Source organism: Hymenobacter ruricola (genome assembly GCF_015694525.1).
Taxonomy (GTDB): domain Bacteria; phylum Bacteroidota; class Bacteroidia; order Cytophagales; family Hymenobacteraceae; genus Hymenobacter; species Hymenobacter ruricola.
In genome coordinates this window covers 164,817-189,660 of record NZ_JADQDM010000001.1, presented here as the reverse complement: position 1 = coordinate 189,660, position 24,844 = coordinate 164,817, and the positions used below count along the sequence as shown (strand labels likewise).

General features: G+C 62.0%; 23 protein-coding genes. 8 read left to right on the top strand and 15 right to left on the bottom strand.

Features of this window, described 5'->3' with window-relative positions; genetic code table 11:
* Window positions 1-12: 12 nt before the first annotated feature.
* Complete coding sequence (gene lpdA, locus I2H31_RS00860) at window positions 13-1,419, bottom strand: dihydrolipoyl dehydrogenase (protein WP_196291106.1); 1,407 nt, start codon at window positions 1,417-1,419, stop codon at window positions 13-15.
* A gap of 144 nt (window positions 1,420-1,563) precedes the next feature.
* Window positions 1,564-3,225, bottom strand: coding sequence for a M1 family metallopeptidase (locus I2H31_RS00855; protein ID WP_196291105.1), 1,662 nt, complete (start codon window positions 3,223-3,225; stop codon window positions 1,564-1,566).
* A gap of 171 nt (window positions 3,226-3,396) precedes the next feature.
* On the opposite strand from I2H31_RS00855, the gene I2H31_RS00850 reads away from it, so the two are divergent.
* On the top strand, window positions 3,397-4,320 hold the full coding sequence (locus tag I2H31_RS00850) for an EamA family transporter (protein WP_196291104.1): 924 nt from the start codon (window positions 3,397-3,399) through the stop codon (window positions 4,318-4,320).
* A 45-nt stretch (window positions 4,321-4,365) separates the two neighbouring features.
* Window positions 4,366-4,755: a group III truncated hemoglobin gene (locus I2H31_RS00845; protein WP_196291103.1), complete on the top strand. Its 390-nt coding sequence runs from the start codon at window positions 4,366-4,368 to the stop codon at window positions 4,753-4,755.
* A 785-nt stretch (window positions 4,756-5,540) separates the two neighbouring features.
* On the opposite strand, the gene I2H31_RS00840 is transcribed toward I2H31_RS00845, so the two are convergent.
* The 8 genes from I2H31_RS00840 to I2H31_RS00805 all read right to left on the bottom strand — a co-directional run bounded on the left by I2H31_RS00840 (window position 5,541) and on the right by I2H31_RS00805 (window position 14,281).
* On the bottom strand, window positions 5,541-5,921 hold the full coding sequence (locus I2H31_RS00840; RefSeq protein WP_196291102.1) for a hypothetical protein: 381 nt from the start codon (window positions 5,919-5,921) through the stop codon (window positions 5,541-5,543).
* A 123-nt stretch (window positions 5,922-6,044) separates the two neighbouring features.
* A complete protein-coding gene (locus I2H31_RS00835; protein ID WP_196291101.1) occupies window positions 6,045-6,746 on the bottom strand; it encodes a carboxypeptidase-like regulatory domain-containing protein in 702 nt (233 codons plus the stop codon).
* A 157-nt stretch (window positions 6,747-6,903) separates the two neighbouring features.
* Window positions 6,904-7,371 carry a hypothetical protein gene (locus I2H31_RS00830; RefSeq protein ID WP_196291100.1) on the bottom strand — a complete coding sequence of 156 codons (468 nt, stop codon included), beginning with the start codon at window positions 7,369-7,371 and terminating at the stop codon, window positions 6,904-6,906.
* A gap of 105 nt (window positions 7,372-7,476) precedes the next feature.
* Complete coding sequence (locus I2H31_RS00825) at window positions 7,477-7,851, bottom strand: roadblock/LC7 domain-containing protein (protein ID WP_196291099.1); 375 nt, start codon at window positions 7,849-7,851, stop codon at window positions 7,477-7,479.
* Between the two features lie 38 nt (window positions 7,852-7,889).
* Complete coding sequence (locus tag I2H31_RS00820; protein ID WP_196291098.1) at window positions 7,890-8,345, bottom strand: hypothetical protein; 456 nt, start codon at window positions 8,343-8,345, stop codon at window positions 7,890-7,892.
* 352 nt (window positions 8,346-8,697) lie between these two features.
* Window positions 8,698-9,405: a Crp/Fnr family transcriptional regulator gene (locus I2H31_RS00815; protein ID WP_196291097.1), complete on the bottom strand. Its 708-nt coding sequence runs from the start codon at window positions 9,403-9,405 to the stop codon at window positions 8,698-8,700.
* A gap of 185 nt (window positions 9,406-9,590) precedes the next feature.
* Window positions 9,591-11,306, bottom strand: coding sequence for a 2-oxoglutarate dehydrogenase complex dihydrolipoyllysine-residue succinyltransferase (odhB, locus tag I2H31_RS00810; protein ID WP_196291096.1), 1,716 nt, complete (start codon window positions 11,304-11,306; stop codon window positions 9,591-9,593).
* Between the two features lie 53 nt (window positions 11,307-11,359).
* Window positions 11,360-14,281 (bottom strand): 2-oxoglutarate dehydrogenase E1 component, encoded by a 2,922-nt coding sequence (locus I2H31_RS00805; protein ID WP_196291095.1) that lies wholly within the window; start codon window positions 14,279-14,281, stop codon window positions 11,360-11,362.
* Between the two features lie 541 nt (window positions 14,282-14,822).
* Here I2H31_RS00805 and I2H31_RS00800 point away from each other — a divergent pair.
* Window positions 14,823-15,251, top strand: a complete 429-nt coding sequence (locus I2H31_RS00800) for an RlpA-like double-psi beta-barrel domain-containing protein (RefSeq protein WP_196291094.1) — start codon at window positions 14,823-14,825, stop codon at window positions 15,249-15,251.
* 102 nt (window positions 15,252-15,353) lie between these two features.
* Here I2H31_RS00800 and I2H31_RS00795 read toward each other — a convergent pair whose 3' ends face one another.
* From I2H31_RS00795 to I2H31_RS00780, 4 genes are all read right to left on the bottom strand, one after another.
* On the bottom strand, window positions 15,354-16,535 hold the full coding sequence (locus I2H31_RS00795) for an SMP-30/gluconolactonase/LRE family protein (RefSeq protein ID WP_196291093.1): 1,182 nt from the start codon (window positions 16,533-16,535) through the stop codon (window positions 15,354-15,356).
* A 125-nt stretch (window positions 16,536-16,660) separates the two neighbouring features.
* Complete coding sequence (locus I2H31_RS00790) at window positions 16,661-17,380, bottom strand: SHOCT domain-containing protein (RefSeq protein WP_196291092.1); 720 nt, start codon at window positions 17,378-17,380, stop codon at window positions 16,661-16,663.
* A gap of 25 nt (window positions 17,381-17,405) precedes the next feature.
* The gene (locus I2H31_RS00785; RefSeq protein WP_196291091.1) at window positions 17,406-18,134 is read right to left on the bottom strand and encodes a hypothetical protein; all 729 of its coding nucleotides are present in this window, start codon (window positions 18,132-18,134) and stop codon (window positions 17,406-17,408) included.
* A gap of 27 nt (window positions 18,135-18,161) precedes the next feature.
* A complete protein-coding gene (locus I2H31_RS00780; RefSeq protein WP_196291090.1) occupies window positions 18,162-18,416 on the bottom strand; it encodes a hypothetical protein in 255 nt (84 codons plus the stop codon).
* 137 nt (window positions 18,417-18,553) lie between these two features.
* On the opposite strand from I2H31_RS00780, the gene I2H31_RS00775 reads away from it, so the two are divergent.
* Window positions 18,554-18,742, top strand: a complete 189-nt coding sequence (locus I2H31_RS00775; RefSeq protein WP_196291089.1) for a hypothetical protein — start codon at window positions 18,554-18,556, stop codon at window positions 18,740-18,742.
* A gap of 248 nt (window positions 18,743-18,990) precedes the next feature.
* Here I2H31_RS00775 and I2H31_RS00770 read toward each other — a convergent pair whose 3' ends face one another.
* On the bottom strand, window positions 18,991-19,698 hold the full coding sequence (locus tag I2H31_RS00770; RefSeq protein ID WP_196291088.1) for a class I SAM-dependent methyltransferase: 708 nt from the start codon (window positions 19,696-19,698) through the stop codon (window positions 18,991-18,993).
* A 121-nt stretch (window positions 19,699-19,819) separates the two neighbouring features.
* Between I2H31_RS00770 and I2H31_RS00765 the strand changes: the two genes are divergently transcribed.
* The 4 genes from I2H31_RS00765 (at window position 19,820) to I2H31_RS00750 (ending at window position 24,758) form a co-directional block, all read left to right on the top strand.
* Window positions 19,820-21,883 (top strand): S9 family peptidase, encoded by a 2,064-nt coding sequence (locus I2H31_RS00765; RefSeq protein ID WP_196291087.1) that lies wholly within the window; start codon window positions 19,820-19,822, stop codon window positions 21,881-21,883.
* Window positions 21,884-21,949: 66 nt separating this feature from the next.
* Window positions 21,950-22,192, top strand: coding sequence for a DUF433 domain-containing protein (locus tag I2H31_RS00760; protein WP_196291086.1), 243 nt, complete (start codon window positions 21,950-21,952; stop codon window positions 22,190-22,192).
* Between the two features lie 3 nt (window positions 22,193-22,195).
* Window positions 22,196-22,543, top strand: coding sequence for a DUF5615 family PIN-like protein (locus I2H31_RS00755; RefSeq protein WP_196291085.1), 348 nt, complete (start codon window positions 22,196-22,198; stop codon window positions 22,541-22,543).
* Between the two features lie 277 nt (window positions 22,544-22,820).
* Window positions 22,821-24,758 (top strand): sensor histidine kinase, encoded by a 1,938-nt coding sequence (locus I2H31_RS00750; protein WP_196291084.1) that lies wholly within the window; start codon window positions 22,821-22,823, stop codon window positions 24,756-24,758.
* Window positions 24,759-24,844: the final 86 nt, after the last annotated feature.

The window sequence follows — 24,844 nt, the reverse complement described above, 5'->3', positions numbered from 1 at the left end:
ACAAGTGCATACTTACATATGAATTGCTCGGTTCTCGGTAGCGGCCAGGCAGGCCTCTTTCATGGCCTCGGCGTAAGTAGGGTGCGAGTGGCTCATGCGGGCCACGTCCTCGGCGGAGGCGCGGAACTCCATGGCGGTCACGGCTTCGGCGATGAGGTCGGCGATGCGCGGGCCAATCATGTGCACGCCCAGGATTTCGTCGGTGGTTTTGTCGGCCAGCACCTTCACGAAGCCGTCGGTGTCGCCGCTGGCGCGGGCCCGGCCGCTGGCTTTGAAGGGGAAGGAGCCCACTTTGTAGGCCTTGCCCTGCTCCTTGAGCTGCTCCTCGGTGTAGCCCACGCCCGCCACTTCGGGCCAGGTGTACACCACGCCGGGGATGAGCAGGTAGTTGATGTGCGGCTTCTGGCCCACGATGGTTTCGGCCACGAACACGCCTTCTTCCTCGGCCTTGTGGGCCAGCATGGCGCCGCGAATGACGTCGCCGATGGCGTAGATGCCGGGCACGTTGGTTTGCAGGTGCTCGTCGACCTTGATGCGGCCGCGCTCTTCCATCTGCACGCCGGCGGCTTCCAGGTTGAGGCCGGCGGTGTAGGGCACGCGGCCCACGGCCACGAGGCAGTAATCTCCTTCAAATTTCACTTCCTCGCCCTTGGCATTGGTGGCCGTCACGGTCACGTTGTCGCCGTCGCGGGTGGCGCCGGTCACCTTGTGCGAGAAGAAGAATTCGATGCCGATTTTGCCCAGCACGCGCTTCAGTTCCTTGCCCAGGCCGCGGTCCATGGTCGGGATGATGCTGTCCATGAACTCCACCACCGACACTTTGGCGCCGAGGCGGGCGTACACCGAGGCCATTTCGAGGCCGATGACGCCGCCGCCAATCACAATCAGGTGCTTGGGCACTTCGCGGATGTTCAGGGCCTCGGTGCTGGTGATGATGCGCTCCTTGTCTTGCGCGATGAACGGCAGCACCGTGGGCTTGGAGCCGGTGGCGATGATGACGTTCTTGGTTTCAATCTGCTGGGCTTCGCCGCCTTCGCGGGGCACGATGCTGATGTGATTTTTATCCACGAACGAACCCACGCCGGTGATGACGTCGATTTTGTTCTTCTTCATCAGGTAGGAAATGCCGTCCACGTTGGCCTTCACCACGCCGGCCTTGCGGTCAATCATGCGGTTCATGTCGACGCGCAGGTTGTCGAGGCCGATGCCGTGGTCGGCGAAGGCCGAGTGGGCGTTGTGGTAGTGCTCCGACGAGTCGAGCAGGGCCTTGCTGGGGATGCAGCCCACGTTGAGGCAGGTGCCGCCCAGGGTGGGGTATTTCTCGATGATGGCCGTTTTGAGGCCGAGCTGGGCGCAACGGATGGCCGCTACATAGCCGCCGGGGCCGGAGCCGATGACGGTGACGTCGTATTGATTCATGAGCCGGAAGTTCGGTGATAATTCGCGCCGCGAAGGTACGGCCGGAAGTGTGCGAGTGCGGCTTTTTTGTAGCGGGGACGCTGCGAGTCCGCGCATCGTCAGGGCCATATCGCCCCGGCGCGACCTCGCAGCGTCCACGCTACATCAATCAACCAGCACACCGATGTAGAAGTTGAACGTGTCGACTTCCAGCGTTTCTTTGGTAGCGCCGGCCAGCTCCTTTATCTCGGTGAAGCGGGCAGTGGGCTTGATGAGTTGGTACTCGCTGCCCTTCACCCGCACGCGCACGGGCATGTCGAATTTGGGCACTTCGCTCACCCAGCGGGCCAGGGTTTTGCCGTTTTCAAAGCGAATTTCCAGGGTGGGCAGGCTGGCGTGGCGCAGGTACTGGTCGAAGACTTTGGTGAAATCCTGACCGCTTTCGCGGTTGAGGTAGTCCATCACCTGCTGGCCGGTCACGGTTTGGTGGTAGAAGGTGCTGGAGAGGCCGCGCAGGATTTGGCGCCACTTCTCGTCGTTATTCAACACGGTGCGGATGGTATTGAGCATGGCGCTGCCCTTGTCGTACATGTCGCCGGAGCCTTCCTGGTTCACGCCGTACGGGCCGACGATGGGCCCGTCGTTCTGGATGTTGCGGCGCTGGCCGTGCAGGTATTCCTGGCCGGCAGGTTTGCCAAACTGGCTTTCCACAAACAGGGCTTCGGAATAGGTAGTGAAGCTTTCGTGCACCCACATGTCGGCAATGTCTTTGGTGGTGATGTTGTTGCCGAACCACTCGTGCCCGCTCTCGTGGATGACGATGAAGTCCCATTTCAGGCCCCAGCCGGTGTTGCTGCGGTCGCGGCCGAGGTAGCCGTTCTGGTACTTGTTGCCGTAGGCCACTGCACTCTGGTGCTCCATGCCCAGGTGCGGGGCGTCCACCAGCTTGTAGCCATCGGGGTACCACGGGTAGGGCCCAAACCAGTGCTCCATCGATTTCAGCATGGGCTTCACGTTGTCGCTGAACTGCTTTTTGGCTTTGGCCACATTTTCGGGCAATACCCAGTAGTCGAGCGTGAGCGGGCCTTTTTCGCCCTGATAGGTGTCGGAGAAATGCTGAAAGTCGCCCACGTTCAGGGCCACGTCGTAGTTGTTGATGGGGTTGCGCACGGCCCAGTCGAAGCGGGTGTAGCCGTCTTTCAGCCTAGTGGTTTTGCGCAGGCGGCCGTTCGACACGTCCTTCAGCCCAGCGGGCACGCTCACGCTGATGAGCATGGAGTCGACTTCATCGGCCTGCTGGTCTTTGCAAGGCCACCAGATGCTGGCGCCCACGCCCTGGCAGGCGCTGGCCACCCAGGGCTTGCCGGCGGCATCCCGGGTGAACACCAGGCCGCCGTCCCAGGGGGCTTTTTTGGCCACGATGGGGGTGCCGGAATACTGCACCGTGAACTCGTCGCGGCGGCCTTGGCCAATGGGTTTTGGGAAGGTGACGAACACGGCGTTGGCCTCGCGGGCAAACGGCACTTCCCGGCCCTGATACAGCACTTTTTCCACCGTCAGATTAGCAAAAAGGTCGAACTGCAGCCGCGTGAAATCCCGCGTGGCCGTGAAGCGGAAGAGGTTCGTGCCGCTGAGGAACCGCTTGGCCGGGTCCAGCCGCACGTCGAGGTGGTAGTAGTTGAGGTCGTAGCAGGTGCGCAGCGGGCCGTTGCCCCCGCGCAGCGAGTCGGCGCGGGTAAAGGCGGGTTTGGGTTGCAGGAGTTGCGCGGTGGCCGGGCGTAGTGCGCCAAGCAGTAGCAAAAGCAGCAACAGGAGGTTGTTCTTCATAGCACAAAACAACAACGGGCAACGCTTCCATTCGTCGTTTTTGTCATCCTGAGCGCAGCGAAGGACCTTCTCCCGATTGAACAACGGCTGTCCAAGCGTGAGAAGGTCCTTCGCTGCGCTCAGGATGACAGGGTGGGCCAGCCGTAGCTTTGCCCCGCTTTCTCCCTTTTCATGTCCGACTCTACTCCGGCCGCGCAGTCGCGGGCCGCGCTGCTCACGGCCTTTGCGCTGGTTTACCTCATTTGGGGCTCCACTTATCTGGTGATGAAGTTTGCCGTGGCCAGCATGCCGCCGCTGCTCATGGCCGGCACGCGCTACGCGCTGGCGGGCGGATTGCTTTACGGGTTCATGCGCGGGCGCGGCGAGCCCGCGCCCAGTTGGCAAGGGTGGGGCTTCGCGGTCGTGATTGGGGTGTGTTTGCTGGGCTTCGGCAACGGCGGCACCACGCTGGGCGTGGTGTACCTGCCCAGCAGCATCACGGCGCTGCTGGTGGCCACGGTGCCCATGTTTCTGGCGGTGCTGGGGTGGCTGAGCGGCATTTCGCCCCGCCCCGGCAAGGCGGTGGCCCTGGGGCTGGTGGCGGGCATGGCGGGCATGTATTTGCTGGTGGCCCACACCCGGGCCGCGGCCGTAAAAGCGCCCGGCCACACGGCCCTGGGCGTAGGGGCGGTGCTGCTGGCCTCGCTGGTGTGGGCCGTCGGCTCGCTCTACGCCAAGAACCACCGGCCCGCGCCGTCGCCCTTTCTCTCCGGCGGCATGCAGATGCTGTGCGGCGGCGTGGCCATGCTGGTGGTGGGCCTGGCGAAAGGCGAAGCGGCCGGGTTTGCGCTGGCCCAAGTCACCGCCAAGTCGTGGTGGGCGTATGCGTATCTGGTCACGTTTGGCTCCATTGTGGCCTTTACGGCCTACATCTGGCTGCTGCGCGCCGTGGAGCCGGCCCTGGCCGGCACGTATGCCTTCGTGAATCCGGTGGTGGCCGTGCTGCTCGGCTGGGCCTTTGCCGGCGAGGTGCTAAACCCGCAAATGCTGGGCGGCGCCGCGCTCATTGTGCTGGCCGTGGTGCTGGTGGTGCTGGGCGGAAGACAAAAAGCCTGACGCCATTCGCGGAACAAAACTGCCGACCCATCCCCTTTTTCAGCCATGAATCCCCCGCCCTTCCCCGACCTGGAAACCGAAGCCGATATCGTTCGGCTGGTCGACGCATTTTATGCCCGCGTGAACGAGGACGGGCTGCTGCGCCCCATTTTCAACGACGTGGCGCAGGTAGACTGGGCCCACCACCTGCCCACCATGTACGATTTCTGGAGCAGCGTGCTGCTGGGCACCAGCCGCTACAAAGGCCGGCCCATGGCCAAACACTTCCCGCTGCCCATCAAAGGCGAACATTTCCGGCGGTGGCTGGCGCTGTTTACGGCCAGCGTCGACGAACTTTTCTCGGGCCCCAAAGCCGCGGATGCCAAAGCACGAGCCCAGAGCATCGGGGCCATGTTTGAGCACCGCATGAACCCCAATCCGCTGTCGCTGCTGTAGCGCGGACTCGCAGCGTCCACGCTACAGCGGGTGCCACTCGCCGGTAGCCGGGCTGCAATCAATGCCTTTCCGCCGGCCAGCACCAGGGCGTCTTCGCCCACGCCCACCAGCGCAATGGGCACGCCCGATTTTTCGCTGATGCCCGTGCGCAGGGCATAGCTCACGATGGTGGATGCAAACGCTACCGCTGCCCCCAAAAGACCACCGCCCAAGGCGCTGCCGTGGCGCGATTTGTACCAGGCCGCGCCCACCAGCGCCCCGGAAAGCAACCGTCCTGTCATCACGGGCAGGGCAATGCGGTCGGGCGTGTTGGGCAGCTTATCGGCCACCATTTCGCCGGCCGCCGCCAGCTTCAGCAAGCGCGCGGCAAAGGGTTTCTGCACTAGGCGCAGGGGCGAGCCGGCCAAGCCGCTTTCAGGCTGACGCGACAGGAAATGACTCAGAAACGCCGGGGCGCTCATGCTGCGCATGCCGGCCAGCGTGGCAAAGCCCACGGCCGGCCAGAACTTGGCAGCGCGCGGTCTAGTCGATGTCGATTTTCTGGAGAAGGTTGATTTCATGGAATTCATAGGTAAAAATTGCTTAACGCGACCCACGAAATAGAGTTGAAAAACAACGCGGCGCGGACAATCGGAGCCCGACGAGTTTTCGCTCGATGATTTTGCGCCCGACGAGGAGCCCCGCGTAGCGCCGGAATAAATCGGTGCTACATTTTCTCACAACAAAAAAAGGCCCGTCCAATGTTGGACGGGCTTTTTCGTGGGCATTAAAAGCACCTGTAGTGCCTAGTTAATTTCTTCGGCGTGCGTGCGCAGCACTTCGCGGGCAATGGCCAGGTTGGTTTCGCGCGCGTTCACGGCCAGGTACAAGAATTTGTTGCCGGCCGCATTCAGCTTGATGAGGTGCAGCTGGTTGGTGAGGGTGATGAGGATGTCCTCAATCTTCTCGCCCGTGAGCTTGAGGGCCGACATGGCCTTCTGCTTCTGCTTCACCACCTCGGTGTTGTAAGCGGCGGCCGTTTCGGGGTTGACGCTCGGCGAGTTGGAGTGCGAGGCCAGAGCCATGCCCGAGTTGACGTCGACCACCGCCACGGCCACCAGGCCCGGCAAATCGTTGATAATTGCTTCGACTGCCTTTCCGGCAGGAGTGTTTGTAGAGTAGGCCATAATATCGGCGGTTGGGGAAGGGGGATTGGGAGAAGATTCTTTGAGCTTATTCGCGACGTGCTTACGGTAGGTCCTCGCTTTCACTGAAATAAGATAACTCGGGTGGGCCGTGCGGGCCCGGGGTTAGAAAAACAGCCAGTGCTTGCGCTTGGCGCGGGGCTGCAGGGTCACGCCCTGGGCCGACGCCTCGGTGGCTTTCAGTTCCTGGTCGTGGTAGCCGGCGTAGCCGTATTGCAGCGTGGCGGTGGCAGCCGCAGCGGCCGGCAGGCGCAGGCTGTAGTTGCCGTTGGCGTCGGTGCTGGCGCCCCGGCTGGTGCCTTTGTGCAGCACGGTGGCGCCCACCAGGGGCTGGCCGGCTTCGTCAAGAATGCGGCCGCTCACGGTCATCATGCGGGTGGCGCTGGCCTCGGTAGCGGCTTCGGCGGCCGCGGTGCTGGCGGCGGCCAGCGACGTCATTTCCGGCAGCGAAACCGGCACGGCGGGCGCGCTGTGCGAAGGCAGGCGGGTGCCGGCCATCGACACGCCGGCCACCAGTGCGGCCACGCCCACCATCGAGAACGCGCGGCGACGGAAACGCTGCGGCTGCTCCCGGATGAAGAGCATTTGCTTCTGCACCCACGTGGTGGGGGCGGCTTCTTCGGCCTCCAGGGTGGTCAGTTCGTGCCAACGCGTGACGGTGGTGTGGGCCTGGGTGGCGTCGTTGCGGAGGTAGGCCTCCACGGCGCGGGCCGAGGCACGGGCCAGGTCGCCGCGCAGGTAGGCATCGCGGTACACCGGCAGCAATTCGCCGGTCTGCGGGTCGAAGGGAGTAGCGGTAAGCTTCATCAGGTTGACAGAAAAAATGGGTGAGAAAATGAGTTTTGTGGCTTTACCGGCCAGCCACGGGCCTTGTCCAGCAGTCCGTATTGAGTAAGTTGGGGGCAGCCTGGGCGCCGGATGCTACTGGAAAGGCCGGCATGTTCTCGTTACTTGTGCTTGCTTCTTACTTTGTCTGCAATTGCGGCTCCAGCAGCGCGATGCCGTTGCGCATCACCTCGCGGGCAATGGCCAGGTTGGTGTCGCGCGAGTCCACGGCCAGGTACACGAACAGCCGCTCCGAAGGCACCAGCCGCAGCAAATGCAGCTGCGAGCGCAGCGTGAACAGCATTTCCGCCACCTGCTCCTGCGGCGTGCCGTGCGCCCGGAGCGAGGCCTGCACCTGCCGCACCGCCTCGGCGTTGAAGCCGGCCACTGCGCCCGGCCGCAGGTCGCGGTCGGTGGTGTAGGTGGCCAGCGGTTTGCCGCTACTCACGTCCACCACCGCCGCCATCAGCAAGTCGGGCAACTCGCTGAGCAGAAAACGAATGGCTTGTTCGATCCGGGTGCTTTCCGGGCCGGTGGCGGTCAGTTCCACTTCGTGGGCCACCGGGCCGGCCAAACGCTGCAACTGCTTGAGAAAAGGAATTTTCATGGGGCGCGGGGTGGGCAGTCCCGGCTGGCGCCGCACCCGCTGCCCGCAGGCAGCCAGGCGCGGCGGCGGTGTATTGGGGTAACGGCCGCGGGGCCGTCGCCGGCACTAGTTCAGGTTTTCGGCGCTCGAGCGCAGCACTTCGCGGGCAATGGCCAGATTGGTTTCGCGCGCGTTCACCGCCAGGTAAATGAATTTGTTGCCGGCCAGCTTGATGAGGTGCAACTGGTTGGTGAGGGTGATGAGGATGTCCTCGATATTCTCGCCCGTGAGCTTGAGGGCCGACATGGCCTTCTGCTTCTGCTTCACCACTTCCGTATTGTAAGCGGCAGCGGTTTCGGGGTTGATGTTGGGCGAGTTGGAGTGCGAGGCCAGGGCCATGCCCGAGGTGATGTCGACCACCGCCACGGCCACCAGGCCCGGGAGGTTGTCCAACACGTCTTGTACTACTTTGCCGGCGGGGGAATTGGTTGAGTAAGCCATTGGGAGAATAAAAATTTGAATGAGTTATGGGTTAGTTATCAGACAATTATTGATTTCAACACTTCACGGGCCAGGGCCAGGCTGGTGTCCTGCGCCTGCACGGCCAGATACACGAACCACCGGCCGTTTCTGGCCACTCGAATCAGGTGTAATTGTTTTCGTAGCGGGATAAGGATGTCGTCGAGGCGCCCGGCCCGCCCCGGCAGCGCGGCCAGGGCTTGCTGCTGTTGGCGCACCGTTTCGGCGTGGTGGGCGGCCACCGTTGCAGGGTCGAAGCCCCGCAACCGGCTGACGTGTGCCAGGCAGTTTCCAGTAGCCACTTCTACCACCGCCACGGTGGTGAGGGCTGGCAACTGAGCAAGCGTTTGTTTTATTACTTTTTTAACTTTAACAAGACTAATTTCAGAAGTGTCGAGGGCGGCGCTTCCCACTTTAATGGGTGTACCGCCAGCGCGTCTTGCAGGCAACTTGTCGGTAGCAGCATAAATACCCATTCGAATAAACGGCAGAAAACACTAGTTCATTGTTCACACTAACCATTCATTAACAGATGTTTCGAGAACTTATTTTCTATTACAAAGCTCCGCTATGCAATGACCTAATAAAAATGACTTACGTCACTTTTGACAATGATTTACATCAGTACGAAAACCGAACAAGGTGAAATTTCGTAGTTGGGCATTTTTTTGATTTTATAATTTATTTAATAATAATTTTTGTCGATTTGTGCCTGAACCAGACGCAAAACGCCCTCTGCCAATGCCGACCCGACATAGCTTATTAACCCTTTGCAATCGTGTGGCTTCCGCCCCTCCCAGTGTGTTGCCGGTGGCAGCCTCGCACCTGTTACTCGTACAATGAGGCGATTTTGCTCAGGCCGCTGGGTTCCAGAATGGTCACCTGGCTGCCACGCGTGGCAATGATGCCTTCTTCCTTAAACTCGGAGAGCAGCCGCGTGGCCGTTTCCTTCGCCGTGCCCACCAGGGAAGCCAGGTCTTCGCGGGAAATGGCCATGCTGAACGGCAACGCCTCGCCGGCTTTGCGGAAGGTGTGGTACAGCAGCAGCAGCGCCTCGGCCAGGCGCTCGCGCACGGGCTTGTAGGCCAGGTGCAGCATTTGCACCTCGGCCGCGCCCAGGGCTTTGGCCATCATTTGCATAAGCGAGGTGGAAAACTGCACGTTGGACTGCCACACCCGGAAAAAATCGGCGCGCGGAATGAAGCAGACCACGCAGTCTTCGAGCGCCACGGCCGACGTGGTGTACTTCGTTTCGGTGAGCACCGACTGGAAGCCCATCACATCGCCTTCTTTGGCCAGGCGTACGATTTGTTCCTTGCCGTCGCCGCCCGACTTGGTCACCTTGATTTTGCCCTGATTCACGCAGTGCAAGCCCTGCGCCGGCGCGCCCTCCTGGAAAATGCGTTGCCCCTTCTGGTAGCTCTGAGACACTTTGCTGCCCGAGATAAAATCCAGTTCCTCCAGTTGGCAGCAGCCCATCAGCGGGCCCTTCCGGTTCGGACATTCCTGGCAGTTCGGAGTAATGAATTTTCCCATGAGCTATTACATTTCAAGCTTAACAATGCCAAAGATACTACTTCGCTTAATAATTCAATTCATGTTATTTTTTTAAACGCGTAAAAAACCTATTTCGTCGCGTAAAACGCCTTTTCCAGCGTCCTAAAATGAAAAAAGCCTGTTCCCACATCGGGAACAGGCCTTTTAAAAATCCTAAAATTGGACTACACGCCCAAGAGCAATCGGGTGGGGTCCTCTAGCAATTCTTTTACCCGCACCAGGAAGCTCACCGACTCGCGCCCGTCGATGATGCGATGGTCGTAGCTCAGGGCCAAATACATCATGGGACGAATTACGACCTGACCGTTTTCGGCAATCGGACGCTGCACGATGTTGTGCATGCCCAGAATGGCCGATTGCGGGGCGTTAATAATCGGGGTGCTCATCATGGAACCGAACACGCCGCCGTTGGTGATGGTGAACGTGCCGCCGGTCATTTGCTCGATGGTGAGCTTGTTGTCGCGGGCCAGGGTGGCCAGGCGCACCACTTCTTTCTCGATGCCATCGAACGACAGTTGCTCGGCGTTGCGGATAACGGGCACCACGAGGCCTTTGGGGGCCGAAACGGCGATGCTGATGTCGCAGAAATCGTTGAAAACGATGTCCGTGCCGTCAATCTGGGCATTCACCGAAGGCCATTCCTGCAGGGCCACGCACACGGCCTTGGTGAAGAAAGACATGAAGCCGAGGCCCACGCCGTTTTTCTCCTTGAATTTGTCTTTGAACTTGGTGCGCAGGTCCATGATGGGCTGCATGTTCACCTCGTTGAAGGTGGTGAGCATGGCCGTCTCGTTCTTCACCGACACCAGGCGGCGGGCCACCGTCTTGCGCAGGTTGCTCATGCGCTCGCGGCGCACGTTGCGGCTGCCAGCAGTTGGTGCTTGGTTGGTGGTGCTTGGTGCTTGGGCGGCGGCCGGCGCGGCAGCAGGTGCAGCAGCCGGGGCCGGAGCAGCAGGACGAGCCTGCGCGTTCTGCGCGTCTTCCTTGGTGATGCGGCCGTCGCGGCCGGTGCCGCTCACGCTGCTGGCGGCAATGCCTTTCTCGTCGAGAATCTTGCCAGCGGCCGGCGAGGGCACGCCCGTGGCATAAGTAGCCGCGCCCCCAGCCGACTGCGAAGCCATGGCCGCAACCGGCGCAGCCTGAGCGGCGGCGGGCGCAGCAGCCGGCGCTGGCGCCGCAGCTGCCGCACCGCTGCCGCCTCCGATGCGGGCAATAACGGTGCCGATGGCAATGGTTTCGCCTTCCTTCACGGCGTGGCGCAGGGTGCCGCTGCCTTCGGCGGGCAACTCAAACGTGGCCTTGTCCGATTCCAGCTCGGCAATCACCTCGTCGCGGCTCACCTGGGCGCCGTCGGGCTTCAGCCACTTGGCCACCGTCACTTCCGTAATGGACTCCCCTACCGTCGGAATTTTCATTTCGATGGAACCGCCGCCGCTCGCCGGGGCAGCCGCGCCAGCACCCGAAGTGGCCGGAGCGCCAGGAGTAGCCGGGTCTTTGCTTTCATTGCCCGCGGGCGCGCCGCCGTAGCCGGACTGGTTGCTAGCCGTCGGATTCTCCTCGCCTTTCGAAACGGGGTCAGCCGGAGTGGCCGGTGCAGCAGCCGGCGCTGCCGGTGCAGCCGCTGCGGGAGTAGCACCGCCAGCAGCGGCACCATCCAAATCAGCAATGACGGTGCCGATGCCGATGGTTTCGCCTTCGGCTACGCGGATTTTCAGCACGCCATCGGCTTCGGCGGGCAGCTCAAACGTAGCCTTGTCCGATTCCAACTCGGCAATGACTTCGTCGCGCTTCACGGCGTCGCCGTCTTGCTTGAGCCACTTGGCAATGGTGACTTCGGTGATGGATTCGCCAACGGCGGGAATTTTGATTTCAAGGGCCATGTGCAGGCGTTTTGGAATAAGTCAGTTAAGAAGAAGGAAATCAGGCAGCGTTATCAGTCGGTGGCTTTGGCCTTTTCTGCCGTTTCCTTGATGGTGGCGTCGGCCACGGCTTCTTTGGGCTTGTCGAAGGCGCGGCCCACCAGGTCCTTTTGCTCCTTCACGTGGATTTTGTTGTAGCCCGTGGCCGGCGAAGCCGACGGCTTGCGCGCAATCACGTCTTCCAGCTCGCGGCGCAGGAAACGCAGCATGTAGTTCCAGTAGCCCATGTTTTCGGGCTCTTCCTGCACCCAGTACAGCTTGGCTTTGGGGTACTTGGCCAGTTCGGCGTCGAGCTGCTTTTTGGGGAAGGGGTGCAGCTGCTCCAGGCGCACAATGGCCACGTCGGTGCGGCCCGAGGTGCGTTGCTCTTCCAGCAGGTCGAAGTAGACCTTGCCCGAGCACAGCAGCACGCGCTTCACCTTTTTGGCTTCGGCAAACGTGTCGCCGAGCACTTCGCGGAAGCCGCCGCTGGTGAACTCTTCCACCGGCGACACGCACAGCGGGTGGCGCAGCATCGATTTCGGCGACATCACCACCAGCGGCTTGCGGAAGCTCCAGGTGAGCTGGCGGCGCAGGGCGTGGAAGAAGTTGGCCGGCGTGGTCATGTTGGCCACCACGATGTTGTACTCAGCTGCCAGTTGCAGGAATCGCTCGGGGCGGGCGTTGGAGTGCTCCGGGCCCTGGCCTTCGTAGCCGTGGGGCAACTGCATCACCACGCCATTCATGCGCTGCCACTTGCTCTCGGAGCTTACCACAAACTGGTCAATCATGGTCTGGGCGCCGTTGGCGAAGTCGCCGAACTGGGCTTCCCAAATCACCAGCGCCGTGGGGTTGGCCATGGCGTAGCCAAATTCAAAGCCCAGCACCGCGTACTCGCTCAGCAGCGAATTGTAGATGCTCAGCTGCTCGTGCTCGCCTTCCATGAAGTTGAGCGAGTTGTAAGGCGCGGAAGTCTCCGCGTCGTGCAACACGGCGTGGCGGTGCGAAAACGTGCCGCGCTGCACGTCTTGGCCGCTCACGCGCACAATGTGCTTCTCGCTCATCAGCGAGCCGTAAGCCAGCAATTCGCCGGCGGCCCAGTTCAGCACGCGGGTTTCGTAGAACATTTTGCGGCGCTCCTTCAGCAGGTTATCAATCTGCTTAATCGGCTTGAAACCTTCCGGAATCGTGGTCAGGGCCTTGGCCACTTTCTCCACGACTTCGGCCGAAATGCTGGTTTCCGGCGACTGGTCGAAGTCCTCGGGTGTGGAGCGCCGCAGGCTGCGCCACTCGTTTTCCAGGGCCTGGTACTTATAAGGCAGCGGCTGCTGCTTCACCATGTCGAGGCGGGCCTGCAGGGTGTCGCGGAACTCGCGGTCCATTTGGTTGGCCAGTTCGGCGTCCACGTCGCCGCGCTGCACCAGCATGGCGTTGTACACCTCGCGCGGGTTCTGGTGCTTCGAGATGATGTTGTAGAGCGTGGGCTGCGTGAACTTGGGCTCGTCCGACTCGTTGTGGCCGTGGCGGCGGTAGCACACCATATCAATAAAGATATCGGCGTGGAACTGCTGGCGGTACTCCGTGGCCAGTTGCACGGCAAACACCACCGCTTCGGGGTCGTCGCCGTTCACGTGCACCACCGGCGCATCAATGATTTTGGCCAAGTCCGTCGAGTAAATCGACGAGCGGGCGTCTTCGAAGTCGGTGGTGAAACCCACCTGGTTGTTAATCACGAAGTGGATGGTGCCGCCCGTCTTGTAGCCTTCCAGCTGCGACATCTGCGTCACTTCGTAGCCAATGCCCTGGCCGGCCAGCGCGGCGTCGCCGTGGATGAGGATGGGCAGAATCTGGTGGTAGTCGCCGCCGTACTGGTGCTCGATTTTAGCCCGCACGAATCCCTCCACCACCGGGTTCACGGCCTCCAGGTGCGAGGGATTAGGCGCGAGTTTCAGGTTCACCTTCTGGCCGCCGCTGGCTTCTACTTCTGACGAGTAGCCCATGTGGTACTTCACGTCGCCGTCGCCCATCGTGAGGTCGGGCACCGCCGTTCCTTCAAACTCGCTGAAAATCTGCTCATAGGTCTTGCCCATGATGTTGGCCAGCACGTTGAGGCGGCCGCGGTGGGCCATGCCAATCATCACTTCCTTCACACCCAGCTCGGCACCTTTGCCGATGATGGCATCCAGCGCGGGAATGGTCGTTTCGCCACCTTCGAGTGAGAAGCGCTTCTGCCCCAGGAATTTGGTGTGCAGGAAGTTCTCAAAAACGACCGCCTCGTTCAGCTTCTTCAGGATGCGCTTCTTGTACTCCACGCCGGGATTAAAAGCCAGCGAGTCCTTCTCCACTTTCTCGCGGAACCAGTCCAGCACCTGCGGGTCGCGGATGTACATATATTCGAAGCCGATGGCGCCGGTGTAAATCTTCTCCAGCGCCGCCACAATGTCGCGTAGCTTGGCCTGCGGGCCGAGGCCCAGACCCTCGCCGTTTTTGAACACCGTGTCCATGTCAGTTTCGCCCAGGCCGAAATCGGCCAGGTCGAGGCGGGGCTTGCGGTCTTTGCGCTCGCGCACCGGGTTGGTTTTGGCGCGCAGGTGGCCGCGGCTGCGGTAGGCGTGGATAAGGTTGCGCACAGCCGTTTCCTTGTCGCTGGCCGGCGCCTCGCCGCTGCCGATGCTGGCGGGGGCGTTATTGGTAGAAGCCGCCGTTTGCAACACGCCGTAGTCGGCGGCCTGCGGGCCAGCCGGCGCGGCTTTGGCGGTCGCCGCGCCGTTGCCGTTCGTGCTACTGCCGTTGCCGGGCACCACGGGCGCCCCTTCCGGAAACTGCTGAGAGAAGTCGAATCCCTCAAAAAACTTTCGCCAGCCATAATCCACCGATTCCGGATTTTGCTGGTAAGCTTGATACAGGGTTTCGATGGCCGCCGCGTCAGCGTTGGCGATATACGTGTATGCGTCCATTGAGAAAGGAGCTTAGGTGAGGCTTAGCAAAAGTAATCAACTTCATACTGAGCCAAAAACCTGTATTCGGTTTTGCAAATTTATTTGTAAATCAGCAGCATATTTTTTGTTTGTTGCTGCCCTTACAGAATGGCAGTAGGCAATTTATAGATTTCCGCGGGGCTTGCCCGAACATTTCAGCAAAAGCGCGTTTAGGGTCACAGGTGGTTTCTTCTTACTGACGCGCTTTCTTTCTGGTGCATGCCCCCTGGCTTTTTCTATAACTTTTCCCTATGTATGGACGAGCAGCTCCTTCTAAGGGCGTTAGCAATTGGATAATTTATTTTTAGCAAACTTATCCAATGCATTCATCGTTAACCTTTTTCACCTCGGCCGAAAAGCCGGGGTTTTGCCCATTCCGCCGGGCTCAAGAGGTGGCCGAACGAACCCTGAATAAATGTATAATGCACGGCTATTCGTAGATATATTTCTAGCAGTTGCGACGCTTGCAGCGCCGCTTTTTAATTCCGTCAGTTCCGCGCCCAACACCACTGCCACCGGCATGCGCGCGTTCCTTTCGTCGCGCGGCATAGCCCGCCGCCCCGCCGTTGCGAAGGCCAAAAAGTCGAAGACCTTAGTGGCCCGCAGCCTCACTTACACAGTGACGGCCACCGTATATGAGGCCGTGCCGGGCCAGACCGACAGCGAGCCCTTCGTTACGGCCGACAACTCCCACATCAGGCGCCACTACGGCACCAAAAAGCGCTGGATGGCCCTTTCGCGGGATTTGCTGAAGCCCTGGGGCGGCAAGTTTGATTTTGGGGACAAGGTGCGGGTGCGCGGCATTTCGCCCAAACTCGACGGCGTTTACACCATCCACGATACCATGAACCGCCGGCACCGGCACTGCATGGATATTCTGGCCCACCCGAGCGAGAAGCTCGACCTTTGCACCAAGGGCGTCAAGATTCAAAAAGTAGCCATGCGTTGATTAAGCATCAGCCGTCTTTACAGGCTTTTACGCTATAATAAAGAAAGCCCCACCAAAACCGGTGGGGCTTTCTTTTTTTGGGCATTGGCTATGCCTTGGCAACTATTTGGGCAGTGCCATCTTGAAGATGCGGAACGGCTGGCGGTGCTGGCCCACGCCCTTGTTCCAGTTGGGCGTTTTGTGGATGGCGGAGTTGGTCACGTACAGGGTGCCGTCGGCGCCGAAGCTATAGGTATCGGGCCATTGCAGGCGCGGGTCCTTTACCAGGGTTTCTATTTTGCCATCGGGCGTGCGGCGCAGCAGCGCGCTTTGCTCGAAGGAAGTGAGGTAGACGTTGTTGGCCGCGTCGATTTCCAGGCCGTCGGTGCCGGGAATTTCGCCCACGGTTTCTACCTGCTGGCCAAGCTGGGCTTCCGTCAGGGCCGGGTCGCGCAAGGCGGCGGTTTTGATGCGGTAGAGCGTGTGGCCGGTGAGCGGGCAGTAGTAGAGGTAGGTATTGTCGGTGCTCAAGGCGATGCCGTCGGCGTTGAACCGGGCGGGCTTGCCTTCCAGGTCAATCATGGGATGGCCTTCGGCTTTGATGACCAAGCCTTTCACGGCTTTGGTGGAAGGGTGCTGGTCGAGCAGGCGGCGGGATTTCAGGGTCTTCAAATCGACCACCACCAGCGCGCCCAGGCCCGATTCGGTGATGTAGGCGTAGTTGTTCTGCAGGTCGATGCGCACGTCGTTGAGGTAAGACTTGCGCGGGGCCACGCTCTCCGGGAAGGGAATGGTGAGCAGCACCTGGCCGGTTTTGGGGTCGGTTTTGACCAGTTTGGGGCCGCCGGCCACGGTGAATTTCAGGCCGGGCGAGGCCGGGTCGAGCACCCAGACCATGCCGGACTTATCGGCAAACACGCTTTGGGGGCAAATCCAGTGCTTGAGCGGCTCGGATTTTACCGAGTCGTTCCACATGCACCAGCTAGCGTTGGGATACGGCGTGAGGGTGTTGTTGGGGCCCACTTTGGCGATGGGATAGGACGGGTTCCAGTCCCAGCGCGGAAAGCAGGCGAACACCTCCCCGCCGGGCGCCACGGCCACGCCCACCATCTGCGGGTCGTTGAACTCGGCCACGACTTGCAGCGGCGAGTTCGCTGGCACCGCGGCGGCATTGGCGGTGGTGTCAGAGGCGGCTCCGGTAGTGGCGGCGGTGCCAGAGGTGCCGTTGGGCGAAGAGCAGCCGGCCAGCGAAGCCGTGGCCAAAGCCGCCGACAAACTCAGCGAGTAGAAACGAAAAAGCTTCATGAAAAAACGGTTGGGCTGGAAAGGAAAAAAGAAACCCCGGCCAAGGAAGCCGGGGTTTTACATACGACCTTTCAGCCAGCACGTTGAGTTTATTTGCAATAAGCTCAGCCGTGGAATTGAGGTTCCTAGCGGTTCAGCGCCGAATCGGAGGGCGCCGCGACGGGGGTAGCCACCGAGTCGCTCATAACCGGCGCGGGGCGGGGCTGCACCACCGGGGCCGGGTTGGTGGGCGCCACGCGGATGGTTTCGGGCGCGGCTACAGTGGGCAGTTGCTCGGCCTGGGGGCCCGTTTCGATGGGCGCGGCAACGGTATCGGCGGGCGTGAGGCTGGTGCTGGAAATGCGCTCCGACGGCGGGCGGTTCATCGACAGGTACAGCACCACCGCCAACAGCGCTAACACGCCGCCAATGGTGAGAATGAGCGCCAACGGGCTCTTGGGAGCCGGGGATTGGGCTTCGGGATATTCGTCGGCGACGAAAGCAGAAACGGGTTCGGGAGTGGGGTCCGAAGCGGACACAAACGCAACCAATGGCGGCAGTGGCGGCACAATGGGCGCCTCAGTTTCGGATGCGCGAGGCACCGCGGGCGCCACGTATTCAGGTGCAGGGACGGCGGGGGCCGCTTCGGAGGAAGGCGTGAAGAACTGCGGTGCCGACGGCGCGGCGGGTGGGCCCGCGGGCGGCGTTGGAACCGCGGCATCTGGAGCAGCAGCGGGTGCCGCGGCCGATTCCTGGAACAGCAGCCGCTTTTTCAAGGCCTCAAACTCGGCGGGCGTGAGGGCCCCGGCGTCGAGCATTTCTTTGAGTTGACGCAGCGTGTCGAGGGGCGAAGAGGGGTTGTCCATGACCTGAATACGGACCGCGGCGGGGCTAGTTTTTGCGGTCGAGGGCGGAGAGGCGGTCGCGGCGGCGCTGCAGGCGCAGGCGGCTCTCGTCGAGCAGCAGCCGGTTTTTGGTTTGCGAAGCCGAGTCGGTGCGGGACTGGAGCAGGTTTTCGGCGTTCTTGCGCTTCAGCTCCTCAATGCGCGCCAGGTTGGATTCGGTGTTGGTTTTCAGGTAGGCCTGCTCTTTTTCGAGGCGCTCTTTTTCCTTTTCCACGGCCTTAAGCTTCTTCTCGGCTTCGGCAATCATGTCGCGGTAGGCCTTGAGGCGGGCGGCGCCGGCAAAGTTCTGGGCGATGGCGCGCAGGGCGTTGTACTCCGCTTTGGTGTTGTCGGCATCGAAGAAGGTATGGTCGTCGAAACCGCCGAAAAAGGACACTTCCGACACCGAATCCGACGGCGCGATGACGGTGGCGTAGAGGTCCACGAGCTTGCCCGAAATGGTGCTGGCGGGGGTTTGCTTGGCCATCAGCACGTCGTTTTTGCCCATGCCCAGCACGCCGCCGGCTTTGAATTTCACGTTGTAGCTGCTCTTCATCCAGTCCTGCAGGTACTCGCGCACGTCGGTGGCCTTGCCGTCTACCTGCACCTTGAGGGCGGGGCGGGGCTTTTTGTTGTAGTTCACCTCGCCGGGGCGCACGTCGTAGAGCTGGGCCGAGGCCAGGGCCGGGGCCAGCCAGCCGGCCAGGAGCAGCAGGAAGAAATAGAATTTTTGCATAGAAAAAGGAAGTGGGATGCCGCGAAGTTAGCGCAGTTCGTGGCGGTCGAAGGCAGCCTGCAGGTCGGCGCGCATGGCGTGGAAACGGGCAATGGCGGCGGCCAGAAACTCGTCGTCAAGCAGTTCGCGGGCTTCGGCGTCGGTGCCGGTGAGCAGGTCCAGTTCGGCCACTTTGTAGGTTTGCTCCAGATTGCCCTGCTCCAGCTTCAGCAGAAACTTGCCGTTCCAGGCCAGCAGCGTGATTTTGACGGCGGGGTGCGGAATGTCGGCGACGTGGCGCATGAATTACGAAGAAAAACGGCCAGGAACCGGGCACGAAGATAGTAAGCTCGACCTAACTCCTCCCCCGCCCCGAGCGTAAAAATACGGTGGCCCGGACGCCCCGGGTCACTTCCTTTCCACTTTAACCACCCACTGCCATGCCCCAGGGAGAAAAGTCGAAGTACACCGACAAGCAGAAGCGCCAGGCCGAGCACATCGAAGAAGGCTACGAGAACCGAGGCGTTCCGAAAGACGAAGCCGAAGCCCGCGCCTGGGCCACGGTGAATAAAAATGACGGCGGCGGGAAACAACCCGGCGGCTCGGGCCGTAAAAAGGACAGCAAATGATTCTTCCTTGCGCTTATGCGCTAGCAAGTGGCTGTTGACCCACAGAAAGAAGCCCCTCCAATTTGATTGGAAGGGCTTCTTTTTTGGCGGTCTTGCCCTGCAACTCGCTCAGGGCTTCTGGGCCTTCGCTGAAGAAGCCAATAAGACCAGGGTGGCGCCCAGTAGCGCGCCCAGCGCCACACACGAAAACAGGCGGATTTTCATAAGCTCCTTTTTAATTAACGGTGTATTATTGGCAACTGGCAGCCTCACGGTTTCCGGGCCACCAGCTTCACCAGGCGCACTTGTTTTTTGCTGAAATCGGCAATGCCCATCGGTTCCTCGTAGCGCACGATTTTGAGCCCCGTGGCGGCGTATAGCTGCTTCAGTTCATCGGTGTTGAACACCACGCCCTCGTCGATGCGGGCCTGCTGCACGGCGTCGTGGTGGAAGGCTTCGAGCACCACCAGCCCGCCCGGTTTGAGGGCTTCAAACACGCGGGCCGGAAACTCCCGCCCGCCAGCGTAGCACATCAGGATGAGGTCCCATTTGTTGGTGCCCCAATCGAATCTTTCCGCGTCCTGCTCCACGGTCGTGATTTTTACTTTCTGCTCTTTGGCGCGGGCCTGGGCGTAGGCCAGGGCCTGGTCGGCGATGTCGACGCCGGTGACTTGCCAGCCCTGCTGGGCCAGGTAGATGGCGTTGCGGCCCTCGCCCATGCCCACGTCGAGGGCGGTGCCGGGCCGGCGGCCTTTCACGGTTTCCACCAGCAAGGTGTTGGGGTTGGCGTTGAGGATGCGCGCCCGAACGACGGAGTCGGTGAGGGCGCGGTTCCAGCGCTGGCGCTCTTTGGCGAGCTCCGCGTCGTGGCTGGGCGCCACGGGCTGGATGCCGGTGGCCGGAACCGGCTGCTGGGCGCGGGCCGGGCCAGCTGCCAGCACCAGCAGCACGGCGAAAGCTGAAAACAGCGGTTTCATGGGCGGCAAGGGCAATGGGAAAGACATTGACGCAGCTAATATATAAAACAACCTATGTACTACAGCTCGGCAGCGGTTTCGTGCCTGGCAGTACCTTGGGGCTTCCTATTTTTTTCTGGCAATGAAAAAGTTCTTTCCCGCGGCGCTGGCGCTGCTGCCGCTGGTGGGCGCCGCCCAAACCGCCACCGCCGTCCTCACCCCCGAAAAGCTCTGGCAATTGGGCCGCCTGGGCGAAATGCAGGTGTCGCCTGATGGCAAAACCGTGGCCTACACCGTCACGAAGTACAGTCTGGCCGAAAACAAGGGCAACACCGACATCTGGACCGTGCCCGTGGCCGGCGGGCCCGCCCGCAAGCTCACCGACACGCCCGGCTCGGAAAACACCCTGAACTGGCGGCCCGACGGCAAGCTTACCTTCCTTTCGGGCGAAAGCGGCACCGAACAGCTTTACGTGATGAACGCCGACGGCACCGGCAAAACCAAGCTCAGCGACTTCCCCGACCAGGGCCTGAGCAACCTGAAATACGCGCCCAAAGCCAATTTCATCCTGTACACGCAGGACGTGAAGGTGACGCCCACCACGCTGGACCTGTTTCCGGACCTGCCCAAGGCCGACGCCAAAATCATCGACGACCTGAACTACCGCCACTGGAACGTGTGGGACGACCACCAGGCCAGCCACGTCTTCTTCCAGCCGCTGAACGCCGACGGCCGGCCCGAGGGCTACGGCAAGGACCTGATGCCCGGCGAGAAATTCGACTCGCCGCTGATGCCCGACGGCGGCGCCGAGCAGCTGGCCTTCGCGCCCGACGGCTACCGCATTGCCTACACCAGCCGCAAGCTCACGGGCAAGGCCGAAGCCGTGAGCACCAACTCCGACATTTACCTCTACGACATCCACAACGCCCAAACCGTGAACCTGAGCGAGGGCCTGGGCGGCTACGACACCGAGCCCGCCTTTTCGCCCAACGGCCAGCAGGTGGCGTGGCTGAGCATGGCCACCCCCGGCTTCGAGAGCGACCGCAACGGCATCGTGGTGTATGATTTCGCCACCAAAAAGCGCGTCGACATCACCAAAGGCTCGGAGCTGAGCGCCGGCAACATGCGCTGGAGCGCCGACGGCAAAACCATCTACTTCATGGCCGTGGTGGCCGGCACCGAGCAGCTGTATTCGCTGCCGAGCAAGGGTGGCAAAATCCGCCAGCTGACGACGGGCGCACAGAATTATAACTCGTTTGAGCTGGTGGGAAAGGACCAGGCGGTGGCCAACCGCACCACCCTTTCGGCCTTTGCCGACATCGTGCGACTGGACCTGAAAACCGGCAAGGAAACGCTCCTCACCGCCATCAACAAGGAAGAGCTGGCCGGCATCCGGCTGGGCAAGGTGGAAGACCGCCGCGTGACCACCACCGACAACAAGCAGATGCAGGTGTTCGTGATTTACCCGCCCGATTTCGACCCTGCCAAGAAGTACCCTGCCCTGCTCTACTGCCAGGGCGGCCCGCAAAGCCCCATCACCCAAAGCCAGAGCTACCGCTGGAATTTCCAGCTGATGGCGGCCAACGGCTACATCGTGGTAGCACCCAACCGGCGCGGCCTGCCCGGCTTCGGCCGCGAATGGAACGACGCCATTTCGGGCGACTTCGGCGGGCAGCCCATCCGCGACTACCTCTCGGCCATCGACAAGATTTCGGAGGAGCCCTACGTGGACAAGGACCGGCGTGGCTGCGTGGGGGCCAGCTACGGCGGCTACTCGGTGTATTTCCTGGCCGGCCACCACGAAGGGCGCTTCAAAACGTTCATCTCGCACGACGGCATGTTCGACCTGAACAGCTTCTACACCACCACGGAGGAGATGTTTTTCGTGAACCACGACCTCGGCGGCGCGCCCTGGAACGTGCCCCAGCACCGCTCCTACCAGGAATTCAACCCCATCAACTTCGTGGGCAAGTGGGACGCGCCCATCCTCGTCATCCACGGCGGCAAAGACTTCCGCGTGCCCGAAAGCCAGGGCATGGAGGCATTCGGCTCGGCCCAGATGCGGGGCATCCCCAGCCGCTTTCTGTACCTGCCCAACGAAGGCCACTGGGTGCTGAAGCCGCAGAACGCCGTGCTCTGGCAGCGCGTGTTTTTCGACTGGCTGGGCCGCACGCTCAAGCCCGACGCGGGCAAGGCGGCGAAGTAGGCCAAGGGCCTTGTGCAAAAGTGCCCGTTGGGTTTCCTAACGGACGCTTTTTGCGTATCTTGCCGTATGCAAGCCACTGATTCGCTTCTCGCCCGCATCACCGTCGACCCACATGTGCTGGCCGGCAAGCCCACCGTGCGCGGGCTGCGCATTTCGGTGCAGCAGCTGCTGAAAGCCATGGCGGCGGGCCAAACGGCTGCCGAGTTGATGCAGGAATACCCCGAACTGGAGCCCGAAGACTTTCAAAGCGTGCTGCTCTACGCCGCCAACGTGGTGGGCGAACAGCGCGTGTACCGCTTCAGCGCCTAGCCCGTGCGGTTTGTGGTAGATGCGGGCGTGGGTACCAGCGTCGAAAAACTGCTGCGGAAACTGGGCCACGAAACCACGGCCGTGCGCGACCTCGACCCGCACCTGCCCGACGTGGAAGTGCTGGCCCTGGCGGCCCGGCAAACGGCCATCGTTGTTACCATGGACAAGGATTTTGGCGATTTAATCTTTAAGGAGTTGCGCCCGCACCACGGCATTCTGCTGTTGCGCCTGGACGAAGCTACCGGGCCCGAGCGGGCCACCGTGGTGCGCCTGATTCTGGAGCAGCACGCCGCCGAATTGCCGGGCCGCTTCGCGGTGTTTCAGCACGAGCGGCTGCGCATCAGCCGGTAGCGCTACTTAGGCATTGGGCGACCAAAACCGCAGAACGCCGTGCTCTGGCAGCGCGTGTTTTTCGACTGGCTGGGCCGCACGCTCAAGCCCGACGCGGGCAAGGCGGCGAAGTAGGCCCAATTGGGCAACTGTTGTATTCGGGTTGTTCTGGCTGCCGACCCGCAGCCGGGGCAACCCGAATTAGGTTTTAGGAGAATTTAATTATTAAATCGAATGAAGTTTAGATGAAGCTATAGTTATTTGCCAGTCCGGTGCCAGAAGCCGCCATTTCTTGCCTATGCGGTTTTGCTACGTTATTGTGCTGATGCTGGGCTTGCGGGCACTTTCTGGCCTACCGGCCACCGCTGCGGGTGCCCCGCGGCCCGCGCTGCGCGACACCTTACTGCTGAAAGACCCCGAAGGCGCGCACCTCTCCGAAGCCTACCGCTACTACACCGAGCCCTTCGGGCTGGCGCCCGACCCGGAACGGGCGGAAGCCCACTGGCGCGTGGGCCACTTCCGCCCCGGCCCCTGGCACAAAACCCTCAACTTGGGCCTGCTGCACCGCCGCCTGTGGATACGCCTGCCCGTGCGCAACGCCGAGGCCCGCCGCCTGCGCTTCGTGTGGGGCATTTTCAATTTTGCCGACAGCGCTGCCCTGTATTGCCGCCGGCCGGGCGAAACCCGCTTCACGCGTCTGGGCGCGGCCAGCTCGTGGGCGCCGGCGGCCGAGCGGCAGTTTCCGGCCCGCTCGCTGAGCTTTCCGTTTGAGCTGGGCCCGGGCGAAAGCGCGCTGCTTTACCTGCGCGCCGACGTGCACACCGGCGGCGTGTACCTGCCCATCTACATCGAAACGGTCGAGCATTTTCTGGCCTGGGAGATGGGCTTCCCGTTCGAGCGGCACTGGGTGTGGCTGCTGGGCTTTTACCTGAGCAGCGCCGTGTTCAACCTGGTGCTGTTTGCCTTTCTGCGCGACCGCATTCACCTCTGGTACGTGGCCTACGTGGCGGCCGTGACGCTGTTTCTGCTGATGGAGGACGGCCTTGATGCCCTGCTGCTGCCGGGCGGGCCCTACCGCCTGCTGTGGTCGGTGGGGCAGTACAACTTTCTCATCCTGGCGGGCGCGGCGGGCATTCGCATCATGCAGCTGTTTTTGCGGCTGCCCAAAACCGGGACGCTCTACCGCGCCGGCAGCTGGCTGGCGGGCGCTGCCGTGGTGCTGGTGGCCGCCTACGCGGCGGTGTTTCCGTGGGCCGTGCGCCACCATCTGGCGCTGGTGGAGGGCCTCAACACCGGCCGTGAGGTGCTGATGCTGCTGGTGTTTGGCTACGGCTGGGTGACGCTCATTGCGGCGTTTCTTTCCCGGCACCGGCGGCGGCTGGCGGCGTACTACTCGCCCACGTATTTCTGTTTTTTCGTGGGCTACGCCGTGTTTTGGCTGAATCATCTGGGCTGGACCAGTGTCAACCCCGTTTACCCCAACACCCTGGCCTGGGGCCTGCTCACGGAGCTGCTGGTGCTGAGCGCCCTGCTCACCGGCCGTTTCCGCTACGCGCTGCGCCAAAACGCCCGGCTGCGCATCCGGCGCCTGCAGCAGCGCAACGCCGAGGGCGGGCGCCTCATCGCGGCGCAGGACGCCGAGCGCGAGCAGCTGGCCCGCGAGCTGCACGACGCCCTGGGCCCCAACCTGGCCGCCCTGCACATGGCCTGGCAGAGCCACGCCGTGCGCGACGCCCTGGCCGCCGCCCCCGACGCCGCCACCATCGGCTTGCTCACCGAAGAAATTCTGGGCCAGCTCTACGGCCAGGTGCGCCAGCTCAGCCACGCGCTGCTGCCCATGGAGCCCGGCACCAACCGCCTGCAAAAGGCCATCGGCTCGCTCTGCGACGCCTTCAACCTCAACGGCCCGCCGCACGTGGCCACCCAGCTCGACCCCGCCCTCGACGGCCTCCCGCAGGCCGTGCAGTCGGCCGCCTTCCGCATTGTGGCCGAGCTGGTGAACAACGCCGTGCGCCACGCCCAGGCCCGCCACGTGCAGGTGCGGCTGCACTGCCACCCCGGCCACCTGGAGTTGTGCGTGGAAGACGACGGCCGTGGCTTCGCCCGCGGCGAAGACACCCCGCCCGTGGGCATCGGCCTGCGTGGGGTGCGCACCCGCGCCGCCTACCTGGGCGGCCGCGTCCGCATCGAAACGCCGGAAGTGGGCACGCGGGTGGTGGTGCAGCTGCCCTGCTGAGGGGGCTCAGGCAACTAGACCGTCATGTCGAGCTTGTCGAGACATCTCGCGTGCAGTAGTAATTATTTACTCTGGCACGCGAGATG

Bases quoted from the DNA above. Each gene is read 5' to 3' on its own strand.
- lpdA (WP_196291106.1), bottom strand. From the start codon at position 1,419: ATGAATCAATACGACGTCACCGTCATCGGCTCCGGCCCCGGCGGCTAT.
- I2H31_RS00855 (WP_196291105.1), bottom strand. From the start codon at position 3,225: ATGAAGAACAACCTCCTGTTGCTGCTTTTGCTACTGCTTGGCGCACTA.
- I2H31_RS00850 (WP_196291104.1), top strand. From the start codon at position 3,397: ATGTCCGACTCTACTCCGGCCGCGCAGTCGCGGGCCGCGCTGCTCACG.
- I2H31_RS00845 (WP_196291103.1), top strand. From the start codon at position 4,366: ATGAATCCCCCGCCCTTCCCCGACCTGGAAACCGAAGCCGATATCGTT.
- I2H31_RS00840 (WP_196291102.1), bottom strand. From the start codon at position 5,921: ATGGCCTACTCTACAAACACTCCTGCCGGAAAGGCAGTCGAAGCAATT.
- I2H31_RS00835 (WP_196291101.1), bottom strand. From the start codon at position 6,746: ATGAAGCTTACCGCTACTCCCTTCGACCCGCAGACCGGCGAATTGCTG.
- I2H31_RS00830 (WP_196291100.1), bottom strand. From the start codon at position 7,371: ATGAAAATTCCTTTTCTCAAGCAGTTGCAGCGTTTGGCCGGCCCGGTG.
- I2H31_RS00825 (WP_196291099.1), bottom strand. From the start codon at position 7,851: ATGGCTTACTCAACCAATTCCCCCGCCGGCAAAGTAGTACAAGACGTG.
- I2H31_RS00820 (WP_196291098.1), bottom strand. From the start codon at position 8,345: ATGGGTATTTATGCTGCTACCGACAAGTTGCCTGCAAGACGCGCTGGC.
- I2H31_RS00815 (WP_196291097.1), bottom strand. From the start codon at position 9,405: ATGGGAAAATTCATTACTCCGAACTGCCAGGAATGTCCGAACCGGAAG.
- odhB (WP_196291096.1), bottom strand. From the start codon at position 11,306: ATGGCCCTTGAAATCAAAATTCCCGCCGTTGGCGAATCCATCACCGAA.
- I2H31_RS00805 (WP_196291095.1), bottom strand. From the start codon at position 14,281: ATGGACGCATACACGTATATCGCCAACGCTGACGCGGCGGCCATCGAA.
- I2H31_RS00800 (WP_196291094.1), top strand. From the start codon at position 14,823: ATGCGCGCGTTCCTTTCGTCGCGCGGCATAGCCCGCCGCCCCGCCGTT.
- I2H31_RS00795 (WP_196291093.1), bottom strand. From the start codon at position 16,535: ATGAAGCTTTTTCGTTTCTACTCGCTGAGTTTGTCGGCGGCTTTGGCC.
- I2H31_RS00790 (WP_196291092.1), bottom strand. From the start codon at position 17,380: ATGGACAACCCCTCTTCGCCCCTCGACACGCTGCGTCAACTCAAAGAA.
- I2H31_RS00785 (WP_196291091.1), bottom strand. From the start codon at position 18,134: ATGCAAAAATTCTATTTCTTCCTGCTGCTCCTGGCCGGCTGGCTGGCC.
- I2H31_RS00780 (WP_196291090.1), bottom strand. From the start codon at position 18,416: ATGCGCCACGTCGCCGACATTCCGCACCCCGCCGTCAAAATCACGCTG.
- I2H31_RS00775 (WP_196291089.1), top strand. From the start codon at position 18,554: ATGCCCCAGGGAGAAAAGTCGAAGTACACCGACAAGCAGAAGCGCCAG.
- I2H31_RS00770 (WP_196291088.1), bottom strand. From the start codon at position 19,698: ATGAAACCGCTGTTTTCAGCTTTCGCCGTGCTGCTGGTGCTGGCAGCT.
- I2H31_RS00765 (WP_196291087.1), top strand. From the start codon at position 19,820: ATGAAAAAGTTCTTTCCCGCGGCGCTGGCGCTGCTGCCGCTGGTGGGC.
- I2H31_RS00760 (WP_196291086.1), top strand. From the start codon at position 21,950: ATGCAAGCCACTGATTCGCTTCTCGCCCGCATCACCGTCGACCCACAT.
- I2H31_RS00750 (WP_196291084.1), top strand. From the start codon at position 22,821: ATGCGGTTTTGCTACGTTATTGTGCTGATGCTGGGCTTGCGGGCACTT.